The organism is Mycobacterium sp. TH-M116 (assembly GCF_057473685.1).
Genome location: NZ_JBYCLC010000318.1, coordinates 1 through 15,740 on the forward strand (window position 1 = coordinate 1; position 15,740 = coordinate 15,740).

At 66.6% G+C, this 15,740-nt stretch carries 15 protein-coding genes, 2 tRNA genes and 1 pseudogene; 4 read left to right on the forward strand and 14 right to left on the reverse strand.

All coding sequences use genetic code 11. The annotated features are described in order from the left end of the window. The 10 genes and pseudogenes from AC2VOK_RS16470 to AC2VOK_RS16515 all read right to left on the reverse strand — a co-directional run. A partial coding sequence (locus tag AC2VOK_RS16470; RefSeq protein ID WP_428901441.1) for an NTP transferase domain-containing protein occupies positions 1-299 on the reverse strand: 299 nt, incomplete at its 3' end. Positions 300-313: 14 nt separating this feature from the next. Beyond that, positions 314-1,405: a 2-oxoacid:ferredoxin oxidoreductase subunit beta gene (locus tag AC2VOK_RS16475; RefSeq protein ID WP_428901442.1), complete on the reverse strand. Its 1,092-nt coding sequence runs from the start codon at positions 1,403-1,405 to the stop codon at positions 314-316. A 4-nt stretch (positions 1,406-1,409) separates the two neighbouring features. Beyond that, positions 1,410-1,502 (reverse strand): annotated as a pseudogene (locus tag AC2VOK_RS16480) (sirohydrochlorin chelatase); the annotation flags it as partial. Then, positions 1,499-3,460: a 2-oxoacid:acceptor oxidoreductase subunit alpha gene (locus tag AC2VOK_RS16485; protein WP_428901451.1), complete on the reverse strand. Its 1,962-nt coding sequence runs from the start codon at positions 3,458-3,460 to the stop codon at positions 1,499-1,501. The gene AC2VOK_RS16485 and the pseudogene AC2VOK_RS16480, both read right to left, overlap by 4 nt. A 242-nt stretch (positions 3,461-3,702) precedes the next feature. After that, entirely contained in the window at positions 3,703-4,980 is a 1,278-nt protein-coding gene (locus AC2VOK_RS16490; RefSeq protein ID WP_428901443.1) for an MFS transporter, read from the reverse strand. Between the two features lie 73 nt (positions 4,981-5,053). Then, on the reverse strand, positions 5,054-6,334 hold the full coding sequence (gene clpX / locus AC2VOK_RS16495; RefSeq protein WP_428901444.1) for an ATP-dependent Clp protease ATP-binding subunit ClpX: 1,281 nt from the start codon (positions 6,332-6,334) through the stop codon (positions 5,054-5,056). A gap of 420 nt (positions 6,335-6,754) precedes the next feature. Next, the gene (clpP2, locus tag AC2VOK_RS16500; protein WP_421530251.1) at positions 6,755-7,390 is read right to left on the reverse strand and encodes an ATP-dependent CLP protease proteolytic subunit ClpP2; all 636 of its coding nucleotides are present in this window, start codon (positions 7,388-7,390) and stop codon (positions 6,755-6,757) included. After that, positions 7,387-7,971, reverse strand: a complete 585-nt coding sequence (gene clpP1, locus AC2VOK_RS16505; RefSeq protein WP_428901452.1) for an ATP-dependent CLP protease proteolytic subunit ClpP1 — start codon at positions 7,969-7,971, stop codon at positions 7,387-7,389. Before clpP1 ends, clpP2 begins: the two co-directional genes overlap by 4 nt. A 128-nt stretch (positions 7,972-8,099) precedes the next feature. Continuing rightward, positions 8,100-9,527, reverse strand: a complete 1,428-nt coding sequence (tig, locus tag AC2VOK_RS16510) for a trigger factor (RefSeq protein WP_428901445.1) — start codon at positions 9,525-9,527, stop codon at positions 8,100-8,102. A 96-nt stretch (positions 9,528-9,623) separates the two neighbouring features. After that, a tRNA-Pro gene (locus AC2VOK_RS16515) sits at positions 9,624-9,700 on the reverse strand. 132 nt (positions 9,701-9,832) lie between these two features. Between AC2VOK_RS16515 and AC2VOK_RS16520 the strand changes: the two genes are divergently transcribed. Both AC2VOK_RS16520 and AC2VOK_RS16525 read left to right on the forward strand, forming a co-directional pair. Beyond that, positions 9,833-9,903: transfer RNA gene (locus AC2VOK_RS16520), tRNA-Gly, on the forward strand. Positions 9,904-9,935: 32 nt separating this feature from the next. Then, positions 9,936-11,141 (forward strand): serine hydrolase domain-containing protein, encoded by a 1,206-nt coding sequence (locus tag AC2VOK_RS16525; protein ID WP_428901446.1) that lies wholly within the window; start codon positions 9,936-9,938, stop codon positions 11,139-11,141. Positions 11,142-11,259: 118 nt separating this feature from the next. Here the strand turns inward: AC2VOK_RS16525 and AC2VOK_RS16530 are convergent, their stop codons facing one another. Continuing rightward, positions 11,260-11,628, reverse strand: coding sequence for an Mtp family mycobacterial-type pilin (locus AC2VOK_RS16530; RefSeq protein ID WP_486944295.1), 369 nt, complete (start codon positions 11,626-11,628; stop codon positions 11,260-11,262). A gap of 76 nt (positions 11,629-11,704) precedes the next feature. On the opposite strand from AC2VOK_RS16530, the gene AC2VOK_RS16535 reads away from it, so the two are divergent. After that, on the forward strand, positions 11,705-12,934 hold the full coding sequence (locus AC2VOK_RS16535) for an IS4 family transposase (RefSeq protein WP_428901447.1): 1,230 nt from the start codon (positions 11,705-11,707) through the stop codon (positions 12,932-12,934). Between the two features lie 194 nt (positions 12,935-13,128). Here the strand turns inward: AC2VOK_RS16535 and AC2VOK_RS16540 are convergent, their stop codons facing one another. The 3 genes from AC2VOK_RS16540 to AC2VOK_RS16550 are packed head-to-tail and all read right to left on the reverse strand — an operon-like array spanning position 13,129 to position 15,090. Next, complete coding sequence (locus tag AC2VOK_RS16540; RefSeq protein ID WP_428901448.1) at positions 13,129-13,941, reverse strand: Fpg/Nei family DNA glycosylase; 813 nt, start codon at positions 13,939-13,941, stop codon at positions 13,129-13,131. Positions 13,942-13,944: 3 nt separating this feature from the next. Continuing rightward, positions 13,945-14,424, reverse strand: a complete 480-nt coding sequence (locus AC2VOK_RS16545) for a ribose-5-phosphate isomerase (RefSeq protein ID WP_428901449.1) — start codon at positions 14,422-14,424, stop codon at positions 13,945-13,947. Between the two features lie 42 nt (positions 14,425-14,466). Next, positions 14,467-15,090 (reverse strand): mycothiol-dependent nitroreductase Rv2466c family protein, encoded by a 624-nt coding sequence (locus tag AC2VOK_RS16550; protein ID WP_428901450.1) that lies wholly within the window; start codon positions 15,088-15,090, stop codon positions 14,467-14,469. Positions 15,091-15,195: 105 nt separating this feature from the next. Between AC2VOK_RS16550 and AC2VOK_RS16555 the strand changes: the two genes are divergently transcribed. Continuing rightward, the coding region (locus AC2VOK_RS16555) for a gluzincin family metallopeptidase (RefSeq protein WP_486944296.1) at positions 15,196-15,740 on the forward strand (545 nt) is incomplete at its 3' end.

Sequence of the window (15,740 nt, forward strand, 5' to 3'; positions counted from 1 at the left end):
CGGGCGCCCGCATCCGCCGCCGCGCGCAGTCCGCGAGCGGTCGCCGGCAGTGGTCCCAGACCGCGGAGTTCGTCGCGCACGATGCGAGCCTGCAGCCCGGGCAGCGGCTGCCCCTGCGCGGCCATGACGAAAACCGGCTCGCAGCGCTCTCCGATGACACCGACCACGTGCTCGATCATGGTGGGCGCACCGGATAACCCCGCGGGCCCTGGGACGGGCAGATTGGCCTTGTCGCGACCCATGCGCTGCGATGCCCCGCCGGCGAGTACCACTCCGGCCAGCGACACTGTGTGCGGCATCTTCTCTGCCACCTCTAGTCGACGGTCCAGGTGTCGCGCCCGCGCAGCAGCGACTGCAGCGCGGCGAGGTCGGTCGCGGTCGCATCCTGGGCGGCGCGGACCTGCGAGCGTGCCGCGTCGTCGTAGGTGGGCCGGCTGACGTCGCGGAAGATGCCCAGCACGGTGTGGTCGAGGTTCTGGTCGGACAGCCGCGACAGCGCGAAAGCGTACGCGGAGTCGTCGGCGTGCGCGTCGTGCACGACGATCTCCTCGGCCGCCACATCGGCGGTCTTGGCGACGTCGAGACCGAATCCAGACCTCACCGCGCAGTATTCGCCGTTGGCGCCGAACACGATCGGCTCGCCATGGCGGACGTTGATCACCCGCTCCTCGGCGCCCTCCTTGCGCAGCGCGTCGAACGAACCGTCGTTGAAGATCGGACAGTCCTGCAGGATTTCGACCACGGCGGCGCCGCGATGCTCGGCGGCGGCGCGCAGCACCTCGGTCAGCCCGGCGCGGTCGGAGTCCAGCGCGCGACCGACGAAGGTCGCCTCGGCGCCCAGCGCCAGGGATACCGGGTTGAACGGCTGGTCCAGCGATCCCATCGGTGTCGATTTGGTGACCTTGCCGATCTCGGAGGTGGGCGAATACTGACCCTTCGTCAGCCCGTAGATCCGGTTGTTGAACAGCAGAATGGTGATGTTGACGTTGCGGCGCAGCGCATGGATCAGGTGGTTCCCGCCGATCGACAATGCATCACCGTCACCGGTGACCACCCACACCGACAGGTCCTCGCGGGCGATCGCCAGACCTGTCGCGATGGCCGGCGCACGCCCGTGAATCGAGTGAAAGCCGTAGGTTTCCAGATAGTACGGGAAACGGCTGGAGCAGCCGATGCCGCTGATGAACACGATGTTCTCGCGGCGCAGACCCAGGTCGGGCAGGAAGTTGCGGATGGTGTTGAGGATGACGTAGTCACCACAGCCCGGACACCACCGGACTTCCTGATCGCTGGTGTATTCCTTGGCTTTTTGCGGTTGATCAGTGGTGGGCACGCCCGTGTTCTTGGTCGGCCTCGGAGTCACCCCGAGGTCCGTGCCTGCCAGATTGTTGATGACGTCAGTCACGAGCGCCACTCTCCCCCGCAAGCGGGCGGTGCCCCCACCTCATCGCTTCGCTCTGCATCGTCATCGCTTCGCTCTGCATCGTCGCCGCGCATGTCATACGCTCACTCCCGCCCCGACCGTCGCTGCCGACATCCGGGCGACCATCGACTTGTCTTGCTCGATTTCGGCCAAGGTTCCGCCCAGCGCAGCGTTGATGAGTCGACTCACCTCGTCGGCCAGGAACGCGACTCCCTGAACCTTGGTGACCGACTGCACGTCCACCAGATACTTGCCACGTAGCACCAACGCCAGCTGGCCCAGATTCATTTCCGGCGCCACCACCTTCGGGTAATGCCGCAGCACCTCACCCAGGTTCGCCGGGAACGGGCTGAGGTGCCGCAGGTGCGCGTGGGCGACCTTGACGCCCCGGCGCCGCGCCCGTCGGCAAGCTTCCCCGATCGGGCCGTAGGAACTGCCCCACCCGATCAGCAGCAACTCTGCGTCGCCGGTGGGATCGTCGACTTCGAGGTCGGGCACGGCAATCCCGTCGATCTTGGCCTGCCGCAACCGGACCATCAGGTCATGGTTGACCGGCTCGTAGGAGATGTCGCCGGAACCGTTCGCCCCCTCCAGACCACCGATGCGGTGCTCCAGACCGGGGGTGCCGGGAATGGCGAACTGGCGAGCCAGCGTCTCAGGGTCGCGAGCGTAGGGCTGAAAGGGTTCGCCGGCCTTGGCGTAGGCGTGCGAGATGGGTGGCAGCTGCTCGACGTCCGGAATACGCCACGGTTCCGAACCGTTGGCGATCGCGCCGTCGGAGAGCACGATCACCGGCGTGTGGTACGAAACCGCAATGCGCACCGCCTCCAGCGCGGTCGCGAAGCAGTCTGACGGAGTCCGGGGGGCAAGCACCGCCACCGGCGACTCCCCGTTGCGGCCGTACAACGCCTGCAGCAGGTCGGCCTGCTCGGTCTTGGTCGGCAGGCCGGTGGAGGGACCACCCCGCTGAACGTCGATGACGATCAACGGGAGTTCGGTCATCACGGCGAGGCCCAGCGCCTCCGACTTCAGCGAGATGCCCGGTCCGGATGTGCTGGTGACTCCGAGCGCTCCACCGTAGGCGGCGCCGATCGCCGCGCAGATGCCGCCGATCTCGTCTTCGGCCTGGAAGGTGATGACATTGAAGTTCTTGTGCCTGGACAGCTCGTGCAGGATGTCCGACGCCGGCGTGATCGGGTAGCTGCCGAGCACGACGGGAATGTCGGCCAAACGTCCCGCGGTGACGATGCCATAGGCAAGCGCGGTATTGCCCGATATCTGGCGGTATTCGCCCGCCGGCAGGGTCGCCCGCGAAACCTCGTAGGTGGTGCCGAAGGCCTCGGTCGTCTCGCCGTAGTTCCAGCCCGCCTTCAGGGCCAGCACGTTCGCCTCCGCGACATCGGGCTTGCGGACGAATTTCTCCCGGATGAAGTTCTCGCTGGCCTGGATCGGTCGCCCGTACATCCACGACAAAAGGCCCAGCGCGAACATGTTCTTGGCGCGCTGCCCGTCCTTCTTGGATGCGCCGATCGTTTCGACGGCACCGAGCGTGAGCGTCGTCATCGCAACGGAGTGCACCACGTAGTCGGACAACTCGCCGGACTCGAGCGGATTGCTGACGTAGCCCACCTTGGTCAGGTTGCGTTTGGTGAACTCGTCGGTGTTGGCGATCACCATGCCGCCACGCGGGAGGTCGCCGATGTTGGCCTTGAGTGCAGCGGGGTTCATCGCGACCAGGACGTCGGGCCGGTCACCGGCGGTCAGAATGTCGTGATCGGCGATCTGGATCTGGAAGGAAGAAACCCCGGGCAGCGTGCCTGCCGGAGCCCGGATCTCGGCGGGATAGTTGGGTTGGGTGGCCAGGTCGTTGCCGAAAAGCGCGGCCTCCGAGGTGAACCGGTCGCCGGTCAGTTGCATACCGTCGCCAGAGTCACCGGCGAATCGAATGACCACTTGCTCCAGACGCTGGCGGTCGCTCCCCGCCTCAGACGGCGGGCCATGGGAGTCTGATCCGGCTCCACTGCCGTTGGGATCCACCTCGACGCCTCCCATTTGTTAACCGGACAGGCACTCCGCCGAAGCCATAGGCTACGCGCAGTCGGAGCAGTTAACGCGTCCTCGCGCGATTACGTCACTCGTAGTACCGATTATGGCACCGGAATTCGGGCCACATGACCGTGTTCGACGGCACCCACGTCGCGGATTTTTCCCGAAAAGCCCACCAAAGGCGGTAGTCAGCGGGGTTCGCGGGGGCGCCGTCACAAAAAATGTGGGATTGGTCACGTCGGGCGCCTGAAGCCGCGCGCACCGGTTCGAAACACCGTATCCAGGGCGCCCGAATCGGCGGGCGCCGTTTCCGGCATTGCGACGAAATACACCACAAAACCGACCGCAGCCAGAGCCCCGAGGGTGGCGAAGGCCGCTTGGTAACCGGCCGCCACCACGATCGCGCCCGCGGCAAGATTCGACACCGAGGCCCCGATGCCCGTCGCGGCCGTCACCGCGCCCAGGCTGACGTTGAACCGTCCGGTCCCGTGCGTCACGTCCTGGACGACGAGGGGCAACAGCGCACCGAACACGCCGGCTCCCACACCATCGAACAATTGCACGCCGACCAGCCAATAGGAGTTGTCCGACAACGTGTAGAGAAAGCCGCGGACGGCCAGGACTGCGAAGCCTGCCAGGAAGATCGGCTTGCGCCCCCACGAATCGGCCCTCGCGCCCGCCAGGTAGGCCACCGGAACCATGACGACCTGCGCGGCCACGATGCAGACCGCCATCAGTGCCGTCCCCACATCTTTGTTGTTCAGCGCCAGTAGCTGCCCGACCAGAGGCAGCATGGCGGCGTTGGCGAAGTGGAAGGCGACGACCGTCGCGGCGAAGATCATCAGCCTGCGGTTGTGCAGCAGTACGCCCATCGCGGACGGGTGCGGGTGCGGCTCGCCGCGCGCGTGGTCCATGCCCCGCGCGACGTCGTGGTCGATCGCGTCGCCCGGGATCCGTAGGGTGGCCGCCACGCTTCCGACGGCCATCGTGGCGAGCACCCAGAAAGCCGCGGCCGGTCCGAAGAAGTAAGCCAGTGCGCCGGTAATGGCTGCGGCCGAAGCGTTTCCGCCATGGTTGAAGGACTCGTTGCGTCCGATACGCCGGGCGAACAAGCGCGGGCCGACCATGCCCAGGGTGACCGCTGCCAGCGCCGGCGCGAAGATCGACCCGGCGATCCCGGTGAGCGCCTGCAGCAGAGAGATCGTGGACAAGTCCGGGAAAAACGGCATCGCCAACGATCCCGCGGTGATCGTCACGGCGCCGCTGACGAGCAGCGCCCGCTTGGCCGTCGTTCTGTCCACCCAGGCGCCGGCCGGAGCCTGGGTGACGATCCCCGCGATACCTCCCACCGCCATGACCAGTCCGATCGACGCCTGGTCCCAGTGATGGGTCAGCAACAGATAGATCGACAGGTAGGGACCCAGGCCGTCGCGAACGTCGGCGAGCAGGAAGTTCAGCAGATCCAGTGCGCGCGCCTGCGAGCGCGGGACCGCCTCACCGTGGTCGGGCACGTGCGCTCAGGACCTCACAAATGCGCGGGCACCCCCGCGGGCACCCCCGCCCGTCCGCGAGTGACAGTCGAGATCAGGCGCTCTTGTCGCGGCGCTCACTGCGCGGCGGCTTGCGCGGCACGATCGTCGGCAGCACGTTGTCCTGCACGGTCTCCTTGGTCACCACGACCTTGGCGACGTCGTCGCGACTGGGGATGTCGTACATGACCGGCAGCAGGACTTCTTCCATGATGGCCCGCAGCCCTCGGGCGCCGGTGCCGCGGTGGATCGCCTGGTCGGCGATGGCTTCCAGCGCGTCGTCGGTGAGTTCCAGCTCGACGTTGTCCATCTCGAAGAGCCGCGTGTACTGCTTGACCAGCGCGTTCTTCGGCTCCGAGAGGATCTTGACCAACGATTCGCGGTCCAGGTTGGTCACCGAGGCAACCACCGGCAGCCGCCCGATGAACTCCGGGATCAGGCCGAACTTGATCAAGTCCTCGGGCATCACGTCGGCGAAGTGGTCGGTGGTGTCGATCTCGGCCTTGGAGCGGACCTCGGCGCCGAAGCCCAGACCACGCTTGCCGACGCGCTCATAGATGATCTTCTCCAGCCCCGCGAACGCACCCGCAACGATGAACAGCACGTTGGTGGTGTCGATCTGGATGAACTCCTGATGCGGGTGCTTACGACCACCCTGCGGAGGCACCGACGCCTGGGTGCCCTCCAGGATTTTCAACAACGCCTGCTGCACGCCCTCGCCGGAGACGTCGCGGGTGATCGACGGGTTTTCGCTCTTGCGGGCGATCTTGTCCACCTCGTCGATGTAGATGATGCCGGTCTCGGCGCGCTTGACGTCGTAATCGGCGGCCTGGATCAGCTTGAGCAGGATGTTCTCCACGTCCTCGCCGACGTAGCCGGCCTCGGTCAGCGCGGTGGCATCGGCGATGGCGAACGGGACGTTGAGCATCTTGGCCAACGTCTGGGCCAGATAGGTCTTGCCGCAGCCGGTGGGCCCCAGCATCAAGATGTTGGACTTGGTCAACTCGACCGGCTCCGACCGGGAATCGCGGTTCTTCTCGCCGGCCTGGATTCGCTTGTAGTGGTTGTAGACCGCAACGGCCAGCGTCCGCTTGGCAGCGTCCTGCCCGACGACGTATCCCTCGAGGAAGTCGCGGATCTCGGCCGGCTTGGGCAGTTCGTCGAGCTTGACGTCGTCGGCGTCGGCCAGCTCCTCTTCGATGATCTCGTTACACAGATCGATGCATTCATCGCAGATGTACACACCGGGACCAGCAATGAGTTTTTTGACCTGTTTTTGGCTCTTCCCGCAGAACGAGCACTTGAGCAGGTCGCCGCCATCTCCGATGCGCGCCATGGTGCTAAGGGCCTACTTCCTGATCGCTGTTCGTCTTGCTGTCCCGTGTGGTAATCCCCGACGCTACCCGCTCGCTCGGGCCTGCCGCGACAATTAGCACCGAATCGCCTCAGTGGTATTCATGTCGTGTCCGTCTGGAAGCAACATATAGGCCGACGATGCCCGTCGCTCGCCCAGACGCGCGGCATATGTCGTGGCGTGTCGCGGTCGTTACCCGACCGAGCCTCAGCGCGAGACCGACCCTGGGTCCGGGTAGCCACCTCCCCGCAGCTGCCCTGCGGAGGTTGGCCGCACAAAATCTGAACGCTGCGCTCGCGCCGAGCGTGGTCTCACGACGAGAAGGCGCCCGGAAACTCGCCGTCAGTGCACGTTCGGTGCATCCGCGGGGACTACACGCGCGGCGGGTCACCGCCGACACGGTCAGGAATTTTGCGCGGAGAGCTTCCGGTACTCGAGAACGGTGTCGATGATCCCGTAGTCCTTGGCCTCTTCGGCGGTCAGGATCTTGTCCCGGTCGGTGTCCTTGCGGATCACCGCGGGGTCCTTACCGGTGTGGCGGGCCAGCGTGGTCTCCATCAGCGTGCGCATGCGTTCGATTTCTGCGGCCTGAATCTCCAGATCGGAGAACTGGCCCTGGATGACGCCCGACAGTGACGGCTGGTGGATCAGCACCCGAGCGTTGGGCAGCGCCATCCGCTTGCCGGGTGTTCCTGCGGCCAGCAACACCGCCGCGGCCGATGCGGCCTGACCCAGGCACACCGTCTGAATGTCGGCACGCACGTATTGCATGGTGTCGTAGATCGCCATCAGCGAGGTGAATCCCCCGCCGGGCGAGTTGATGTACATGGTGATGTCGCGGTCGGGATCCAGCGACTCCAGCACCAGCAGCTGCGCCATGATGTCGTTGGCCGAGGCGTCGTCGACCTGGACGCCGAGGAAGATGATGCGTTCCTCGAACAGCTTGTTGTAGGGGTTGGACTCCTTGACGCCGAAGCTGGAGTGCTCGATGAATGACGGCAGGATGTACCGCGCCTGGGGTTGGGTCTGAGGGTTCACTGGGCTTCTCCGTTGACGTGGGCGCGGGTGATGATGTGATCGACGAAACCGTATTCGAGGGCTTCGGCGGCGGTGAACCAACGGTCCCGGTCGGAGTCCGCCTCGATCCGCTCGATCGGCTGCCCGGTGAACTCGGCGTTCAACCGAAACATCTCCTTCTTGATGACGGCGAACTGCTCGGCCTGGATGGCGATGTCGGCCGCGCTACCGGTCACCCCGCCCAGCGGCTGATGCATGAGGATGCGCGCGTGCGGAAGCGCATAGCGCTTGCCCTTGGTGCCGGCCGCCAACAGGAACTCGCCCATCGAGGCGGCCATGCCCATCGCGTAGGTCGCGATGTCACAAGGCGCCAGGACCATGGTGTCGTAGATCGCCATCCCCGCGCTGATCGATCCGCCCGGGGAGTTGATGTACAGCGAGATGTCCTTCGTCGCGTCCTCGGCCGAGAGCAGCAGGATCTGCGCGCACAGTCGATTGGCGATGTCGTCGTTCACCTCTGAACCCAGGAAAATGATGCGCTCGGACAGCAAGCGCTCATAGACCGAGTCCGTAAGGTTGAGACCCTGCGAGTTCGAACGCATGTCAGTCACGACTGGGTTACCTGCTTTCTCGAGTTACGTATCAACCGACACTAACCAACCGAGCCCACCGCGTGGCGGTCGTGCCCGCCCTCAACCGGGCACGTTCGCTCAGAGCGTCATAGGCCGGGTCATTCCTGCGTGTCGGCTGCGATCGCCGGCTCGGTTTCCGGACTTGAGTCCCCGGCATCCCCTGCAGCCCCGGCATCCCCTGCAGCCCCGGCCTCGCCGGCCTGCGGGCGCTTGCCGAAGAACTCGCCGGTGTCGATCGTGTTCCCGTCGGTGTCGGTGACCGTCGCGGCCTCGACCACCGCGGCAACCGCCAGACCGCGCCGCACGTCGGCGAACATCGACGGTAGCTGGTTGTTCTCCTGCATGTAGGCGAGCAGCTGCTGCGGCTCGATGCCGTACTGGCGAGACGTGGCGACCAGCCGTTCGGTCAGGTCGTCCTGGCCCACCTCGATCTGCAGGTCATCGGCCAGCGCGTCCAGCAGCAGCTGCCGCTTGACATCCTTTTCCGCGGCCTCGCGGGCCTCGGCCTCGAACTCCTCGCGCGACTTGCCCTGCTGGGCGAGCGCCTCGGCGAGCTTGGCGTCGTCGTGGCCGAGGCTGCTGAGCGCGTTGTGCACGGCGCTCTCGTACTGGGACTGCACGACCGCCTCCGGCAGAGGCACCTCGACCTGCTCGAGGAGCGCATCCATGGTGGCGTCGCGAATCTGCTCGGCTTGCCGGGCCCGCTTGGCCCGCTGCACCTGCTCGCGCAGATTCGAACGCAGCTCCTCGATGGTGTCGAACTCGCTGGCCAGTTGCGCGAACTCGTCGTCGGGCTCGGGCAATTCGCGTTCTTTGACCGACCTGACCGTGACGGTGACCTGAGCGTCCTGACCGGCGTGTTCGCCGGCGGCCAGCGTGGCGGTGAACTCCCGGGACTCGTCGACGGACAGACCGAGCAGTGCGTCATCGAGGCCGGCGATGAGCCGGCCCGAACCGACCTCGTGGGAGAGGCCCTCGGCGGCGGCGTTCGGGACCTCTTCGCCGTCGACGGCGGCCGACAGGTCGATCGAGACGAAGTCGCCCGTGGCCACCGGCCGGTCCACCCCGATGAGGGTGCCGAACCGGGCGCGCAATGACTGCAGTTCGGCGTCGACGTCGTCGTCGCTGATCTCGACCGGGTCCACTGAGACCGTCAGCGCGCTCAGATCGGGAAGGACGATCTGGGGGCGGACGTCGACCTCGGCGGAGAAGGCGAGATCCTGGCCGTATTCCTTGCTGGTGACCTCGATCTCAGGCTGGCCGATCGGCTGGACATCCGACTCCATGACGGCCTGTCCGTACCGGGCGGGCAGCGCCTCGTTGACAACCTGATCGAGCATCGCCTCCCGGCCGACGCGCGCCTCCAGCAACTTCGCCGGAGCCTTGCCGGGCCGGAAGCCGGGCAGCCTTATCTGCTTGGCCAGCTCCTTGTAAGCCCGCTGGAAGTCGGGTTCGAGTTCTGCGAAAGGCACCTGCACGTTGATGCGCACCCGGGTGGGGCTCAACTGCTCGACGCTGCTCTTCACGGGCATGCTCCTCGGTGTTTGTCTCTGGCTCGCTGTTGGTGGCTCGCTGTTGTGGGTCGGCGTGCCGGCGCAGCTGCGGCACGGGGCCGGTCGCGCTGGTCGGGGTGACAGGATTTGAACCTGCGGCCTTCCGCTCCCAAAGCGGATGCGCTACCAAGCTGCGCTACACCCCGCACTGACCAGGCGATCCTACGGCCCGACCGTGCCGGCTGCGCAGCCGCCCACAGCCTCACGGAACCATCACAAAACCGCGTCGATTAGATTAGATCTCGGCGGGCGGATACAGTCTCGCTCGACTAAAACATGCGGGCGTAGCTCAATGGTAGAGCCCTAGTCTTCCAAACTAGCTACGCGGGTTCGATTCCCGTCGCCCGCTCGGGCTGGGGATCTGCTCACCAGAGAGGCGCCATGAACGACGCCGGAACAGACACTGCCATCCACGGCTTCTGCGCGCCGGACTTTGTCCGGGTGCGCGAAGCGTTCGCGTGCAACTTCGCGTTGCGCAACGAAGTCGGTGCCGCCGTCGCAGCTTGGGTGGACGGCGACTTGGTCGTCAATCTCTGGGGCGGCTCGGCCGACGCGGCCGGAACCCGACCCTGGCGTCAGGACACCCTGACCACTGTCCTGTCGGGCACCAAGGGCCTGTCGGCGACCTGCGTTCACCAACTCGCCGACCGGGGCGAGCTGGACCTGCAGGCCCCGGTGGCGCGCTACTGGCCCGAGTTCGGTCAGGCCGGCAAGCAGGACATCACGCTGGCGATGGTGATGAGCCACCGCTCCGGGGTGATCGGGCCGCGCAACCGGATGGGCTGGGAGGAAGTCGCCGACTGGGATCACGTCTGCGCGCAACTGGCCGCCGCCGAACCCTGGTGGGAGCCGGGCACCGCCCAGGGCTACCACATGACCACCTTCGGTTTCATCCTCGGCGAGGTGTTCCGCCGGGTCACCGGCCGCACCATCGGCCAGTACCTGCGCACCGAGATCGCCGAGCCGTTCGGCGCCGACGTCCACATCGGCCTGTCCGCGGCCGACCAGCGCCGGTGCGCCGATCGCGTCCAGAAGCCACACGCCCGCGACCTGTTGGCCGACGCCCAGGCCCCTGGCTACCCCACCAGCCTTGCCGAACACCCCAAGGCAGGGCTGTCGATCTCGATGGGTTTCGCCCCCGACGACGAACTGAGCTCCCACGACCTGCAGCTGTGGCGTCAGCTGGAGTTCCCCGGCACCAACGGCCAGGTGTCGGCACTGGGGCTGGCGACGTTCTACAACGCGCTGGCCCAGGAGAAGATACTCAGTCGCGAGCACATGGATGTGGTCCGGGTGTGCCAGGGCGGCACCGAGACCGATCTGGTGCTCGGCCCCCGCGTCGCCGACCACGGGTGGGGCCTGGGCTACATGCTCAACCAACGCCGCGTCAACGGGCCGAACCCGGGGATCTTCGGTCATGGCGGGCTGGGCGGGTCGTTCGGGTTCGTCGACCTGGAGCACCGAATCGGCTACGCCTATGTGATGAACCGCTTCGACGCCACGAAGGCCAACGCCGATCCGCGCAGCGTGTCCCTCAGCAACGAGGTGTACGCGACGCTGGGGGTTATCGAGCGGACTGCACGATAACCGCACCCTGCCAGACCGTCTTTGGGCCAGAACGTCTTTGGGCCAGACCGTCCTCGGCAGGGTGCGGTTTTTCGGATATCGATCGTTGGCGGTCAGCGCCGCAGGGTTAGCGGCAGGGTCACGGGAGGCTCCATCCGGGGCCACCGGGACCAGGCGGTCCACCCGGGCCACCGGGACCAGGCGGTCCACCCGGCCCACCGAAACCACCCGGCCCACCGAAACCACCCGGCCCACCGGGGCCGCCCGGTCCACCTGGGCCGCCCGGCCAACCGGGTCCGCCCCGATTACCGGGTCCGCCCCAGTTGTCGTGACAATGCCCGGAGTCCCAGTTATCGCCCCAGCCCGGATTCCAGGATTCTCCTGGGCACCACCGTGGGAAAGGCCCGGGCTGCGCCTGCGCCTGCACCGCGCCTCCCACTTCTGCGAGGCCGAGGCCGATGAGGGCCGCGAAAATCGTTGCGGCCATTCGTGGAAATTTTTTCAACATGTCGACGGATACCCTAACAAGGCCGCGTTAAACACAAACCGTTTACTTAAGATGACACATCGGTTATTCTGGCGGCGTGCCACGGGCTGGGTGGGTCAAGCCGGAGCGTGATCACCGCTTGTCCGATTACCTCTCACTGGGCATGTTGACCAGGGTGTTTCCGCCCGAGATGATCGATGAAGTGCTTGCTGAGTGCGGCCGCGGCGAGAAGCGGCACCGATTGTTACCTGCGCGGGTGGTGGTCTACTACGTGCTCGGCCTGGCGTTGTTTTCGACGTCCTCCTATGAGGAGGTGATTCGCATGCTGGTCGCGGGGCATTCGTGGGCTTCGGGTTGGTCACAGCAATGGTCGGTGCCGACCAAGGCGGCGTTGTTCCAGGCGCGCAAGCGACTGGGGCCCGAGCCGCTGCGGGCACTGTTCGACAAGGCGGTGGTGCCGTTGACCGCTCCGCACACCGCCGGTGGTTTCTATCGGTCGTGGCGGTTGATGAGCGTGGACGGGATGTGTCTGGACACCGCCGACACCGAGGCCAACGAGGCGCGGTTCGGCCGGCCGGGTTCCTCGCGCGGGGAGCGCCGTGGCGGCGCGTTCCCGCAGGTGCGGGTGCTGGGATTGGCCGAGCGCGGGTCGAAGGCGATCCTCGATGCCGCGGTCGGTTCCTACCGGCAGGGCGAACAGGCACTGGCCGAGCAGGTACTGCGGTCGCTGCGGCCGGGCATGCTGGTGTCGGCTGATGGCGGCTTCTTCAGCTACCCGCTGTGGGCCAAAGCGGCCGGCACCGGTGCGGACCTGCTGTGGCGGATCACGTCCAGCGCCGTCGTGCTACCTGTCGAAAAGTGTTACCGCGACGGCTCTTTCGCTTCCCGTATCTATCCGGGGACCACAGCGCGGCGCAACGGCACCGACGGCATCGACGTGCGAGTCGTCGAGTACACCCTCGACCCTGGCCCCGAAACCGCGAACCGCACCTGCCGGCTGATCACCACCATCACCGATCCCTTCGCGGCGCCGGCCTCCGAACTCGCCCGGCTCGACGCCGAGCCCTGGGAGATCGAAACCGCCTTCGACGAGCTGAAAACCCATCAGCGCGGCCCAGGGCTGGTGCTGCGCTCCAAGTTGCCCGACGGGGTGATCCAGGAAGTCTATGGCCACCTGTGCGTGCACTACGCGATCCGCTGGCTGATGTACTCGGCGGCAACCGATTACGGGCAGGGCCCGGACGGACTGTCATCCGCCCGATCCCTCCGGGCCGCTCGCCGAACGAACACCAGCCACCTGGGTTTTCCTCCCGAGACCTCGCGATGACGCCGACCACACCGGCACCGCCGCGATCCTCGGCGAACTGGTCCCGCCCGACGTCCACGAACGATCCTGCGCCGACCGATCTTCTATTCTTAAATAAACGGTTTCGCGTTCAACCGGAGGGCTCGGCTCCAACAAGAGGCCCCAGCGTTCGCTTCTGCGGGTTTCCTGCCAGTCGCGTCGGCCCTCGCGTCGCGTCACTGCTGGCAGGTCGCACACCAGAACATGTTCCGGCCTTCTAGTACCGCCATGCTGATCGGCTCACCGCACACCCGGCACAGCTCGCCGGCCCGCCGGTACACGTACGTCCGCGGCCGACCGGGCAGGTATGACGGCGGACCGTGGTCGTGCTCGGCCGACACCGTGATGATCTTGCCGCGACGCAAACCGACCTTCATCAAGTCCACCAGATCGGTCCACGCCGCCTCGAACTCCGCCTCGCCGATTGCCCGGCCGGGCCGGTACGGGTCGATGCGGTGGCGGAACAACAACTCGCTGCGGTAGACGTTGCCGACACCGGCGATGACGGTCTGGTCCATCAGCAGCGCCCCGACGGGCCTGCGCGACTTCGTGATTCGGCCCCACGCCCACGACGGGTCGGCGTCGCTCCGCAACGGGTCGGGGCCCAGCCGGGCCAGGATGTCACTCACCCGGGCTTCGTCGATGACCTCGCACACCGTCGGGCCGCGTAGGTCGGTCCCGTAGTCGGCGCCCACCATGCGCATCCGCACCTGTCCGACCACTTCCGGTAACGCGCCGTCGGGACCCGAGGGAATCGGCCATTCGGTGAACGTGCCGTACAGGCCGAGATGTACATGCACGATCGGGCCGCCGGTGTAGTGGTGGAAAAGGTGCTTGCCCCAGGCGTCGGCCCGGCGCAACACCCGGCCGTGTACTAGGGCCGCCGAATCGGCGAAGCGACCTTGCGGGCTCGACACCGCGACCGGCGACCCGCCGAAACGCCGCTGATGCAGCCGGGCCAGCCGGTGCAGGGTATGCCCTTCGGGCATGCCTCAGCCCGGAGCACCGGGCACCGGCGGCGCCTTATGCGTGCGTTCGTACTCGCTCAGAATGTCGATACGCCGTTGGTGGCGTTCGGCTTTCGACCACGGGGTGTCCAGGAAGGCGTCCACCATGGCCAGCGCCTCCTCCTCGGTGTGCATGCGACCGCCGATGCCGATCAACTGCGCATTGTTGTGTTCGCGCGCCAGCTTGGCGATTTCGACGTTCCACGCCAGCGCGCAGCGGGCGCCGGGCACCTTGTTCGCGGCCATCTGCTCGCCGTTGCCGGATCCCCCCAGGACGATCCCCAGGCTCTCGGGGTCGGCGACCGTTCGCGTTGCGGCGGCGATACAGAACGCCGGGTAGTCGTCCTCGGCGTCATAGCTGTAGGCCCCGCAGTCGATCGGCTCGTGGCCCGCTTGCGCGAGGTGCTCGATCATCCGCTGCTTGAGCTCGAATCCGGCATGGTCGGAACCCAGGTAGACGCGCATGCCCGACATTGTGCCGGACCCGGTCGCCCCCTGTCCGGGGGGCTAGTCGAATTCCGGTTTCTCGGTACGGGTCCGCTTGAGTTCGAAGAAGTGCGGGTAGGACGCGAAGGTCACCGAGGCGTCCCACAGCTTGCCGGCCTCCTCGCCGCGCGGAATTCTCGAGAGCACCGGCCCGAAGAACGCCACCCCGTTGACGTGGATGGTCGGCGTGCCGACGTCGTCACCGACCGCATCCATCCCGGCGTGGTGGCTCGTGCGCAGGGCGTCGTCGTAGGCGTCACTGTCCGCGGCCTCGGCGAGCTCGGCCGGCAGGCCCGCGTCGGCGAGCGACGCCTTGATGACCTCGGGAAGGTCCTTGTTGTCCTCGTTGTGAATCCTGGTGCCCATCGCGGTGTAGAGGGGGCCCAGGACGCCGTCGCCGTGGGCCTGCGCCGCGGCGATCGCCACCCGAACCGGTCCCCACGCCTTGTTCATGTTCTCGCGATACTTCTCGGGAAGGTCGTCGCGGTTCTCGTTGAGGATCGCCAGGCTCATCACGCGGAAGCTCACGGTGATGTCGCGAACCTTCTCGACCTCGAGGATCCACCGGGAGGTGAGCCATGCCCACGGGCACAGCGGGTCGAACCAGAACTCAGCCTGAGATTTGACGGGGACCTCGGCGGGCATGGCGCAGTCCTCTCCTCGAAAGCTGATGACGCTGGCGGCCACCGTCCCGCTCAACCGTAGCGCCGTGGGTGTGTTCCCGTCCCGTCCTGCACGTAAGTTGGTCACGTGGCCCTTCCTAATCTCACTCGGGACCAGGCGGCCGAACGTGCCGCGCTGATCACCGTCGACAGCTACCAGATCAGCCTCGACCTCACCGACGGCTCCGGCGCGCCCGGCAACCGGACTTTCCGGTCCACCACCACCGTGGTGTTCGACGCGCTCGCCGGCGCCGACTCCGTCCTCGACATCGCCGCCGACACGATCCGCAGCGCCACCCTCAACGGTCGCGACCTCGACGTGTCGGGCTACGACGAATCGACCGGCATTCCGCTGCGCGGGCTGTCCGACCGCAACGTCGTCGTCGTCGACGCCGACTGCCGCTACTCCAACACCGGCGAGGGACTGCACCGGTTCGTCGACCCGGTGGACGACGAGACCTACCTGTATTCGCAATTCGAAACCGCCGATGCCAAGCGCATGTTCGCCTGCTTCGACCAGCCGGACCTCAAGGCCACCTTCGACCTGAAAGTGACCGCACCCAAGCACTGGAAGGTCGTCTCCAACGGTGCGACCGTGTCCGTCGCGGAGGCGGGCGGGGCCGGGGTGCACAC

What these genes read in the sequence shown, in the direction of transcription:
- clpX (WP_428901444.1), bottom strand. Translation starts at nt 6,334, where the DNA reads ATGGCGCGCATCGGAGATGGCGGCGACCTGCTCAAGTGCTCGTTCTGC.
- AC2VOK_RS16545 (WP_428901449.1), bottom strand. Translation starts at nt 14,424, where the DNA reads ATGCGCGTCTACCTGGGTTCCGACCATGCCGGATTCGAGCTCAAGCAG.
- AC2VOK_RS16525 (WP_428901446.1), top strand. Translation starts at nt 9,936, where the DNA reads ATGAACGACGCCGGAACAGACACTGCCATCCACGGCTTCTGCGCGCCG.
- AC2VOK_RS16540 (WP_428901448.1), bottom strand. Translation starts at nt 13,941, where the DNA reads ATGCCCGAAGGGCATACCCTGCACCGGCTGGCCCGGCTGCATCAGCGG.
- AC2VOK_RS16550 (WP_428901450.1), bottom strand. Translation starts at nt 15,090, where the DNA reads ATGCCCGCCGAGGTCCCCGTCAAATCTCAGGCTGAGTTCTGGTTCGAC.
- clpP1 (WP_428901452.1), bottom strand. Translation starts at nt 7,971, where the DNA reads ATGCGTTCGAACTCGCAGGGTCTCAACCTTACGGACTCGGTCTATGAG.
- AC2VOK_RS16530 (WP_486944295.1), bottom strand. Translation starts at nt 11,628, where the DNA reads ATGTTGAAAAAATTTCCACGAATGGCCGCAACGATTTTCGCGGCCCTC.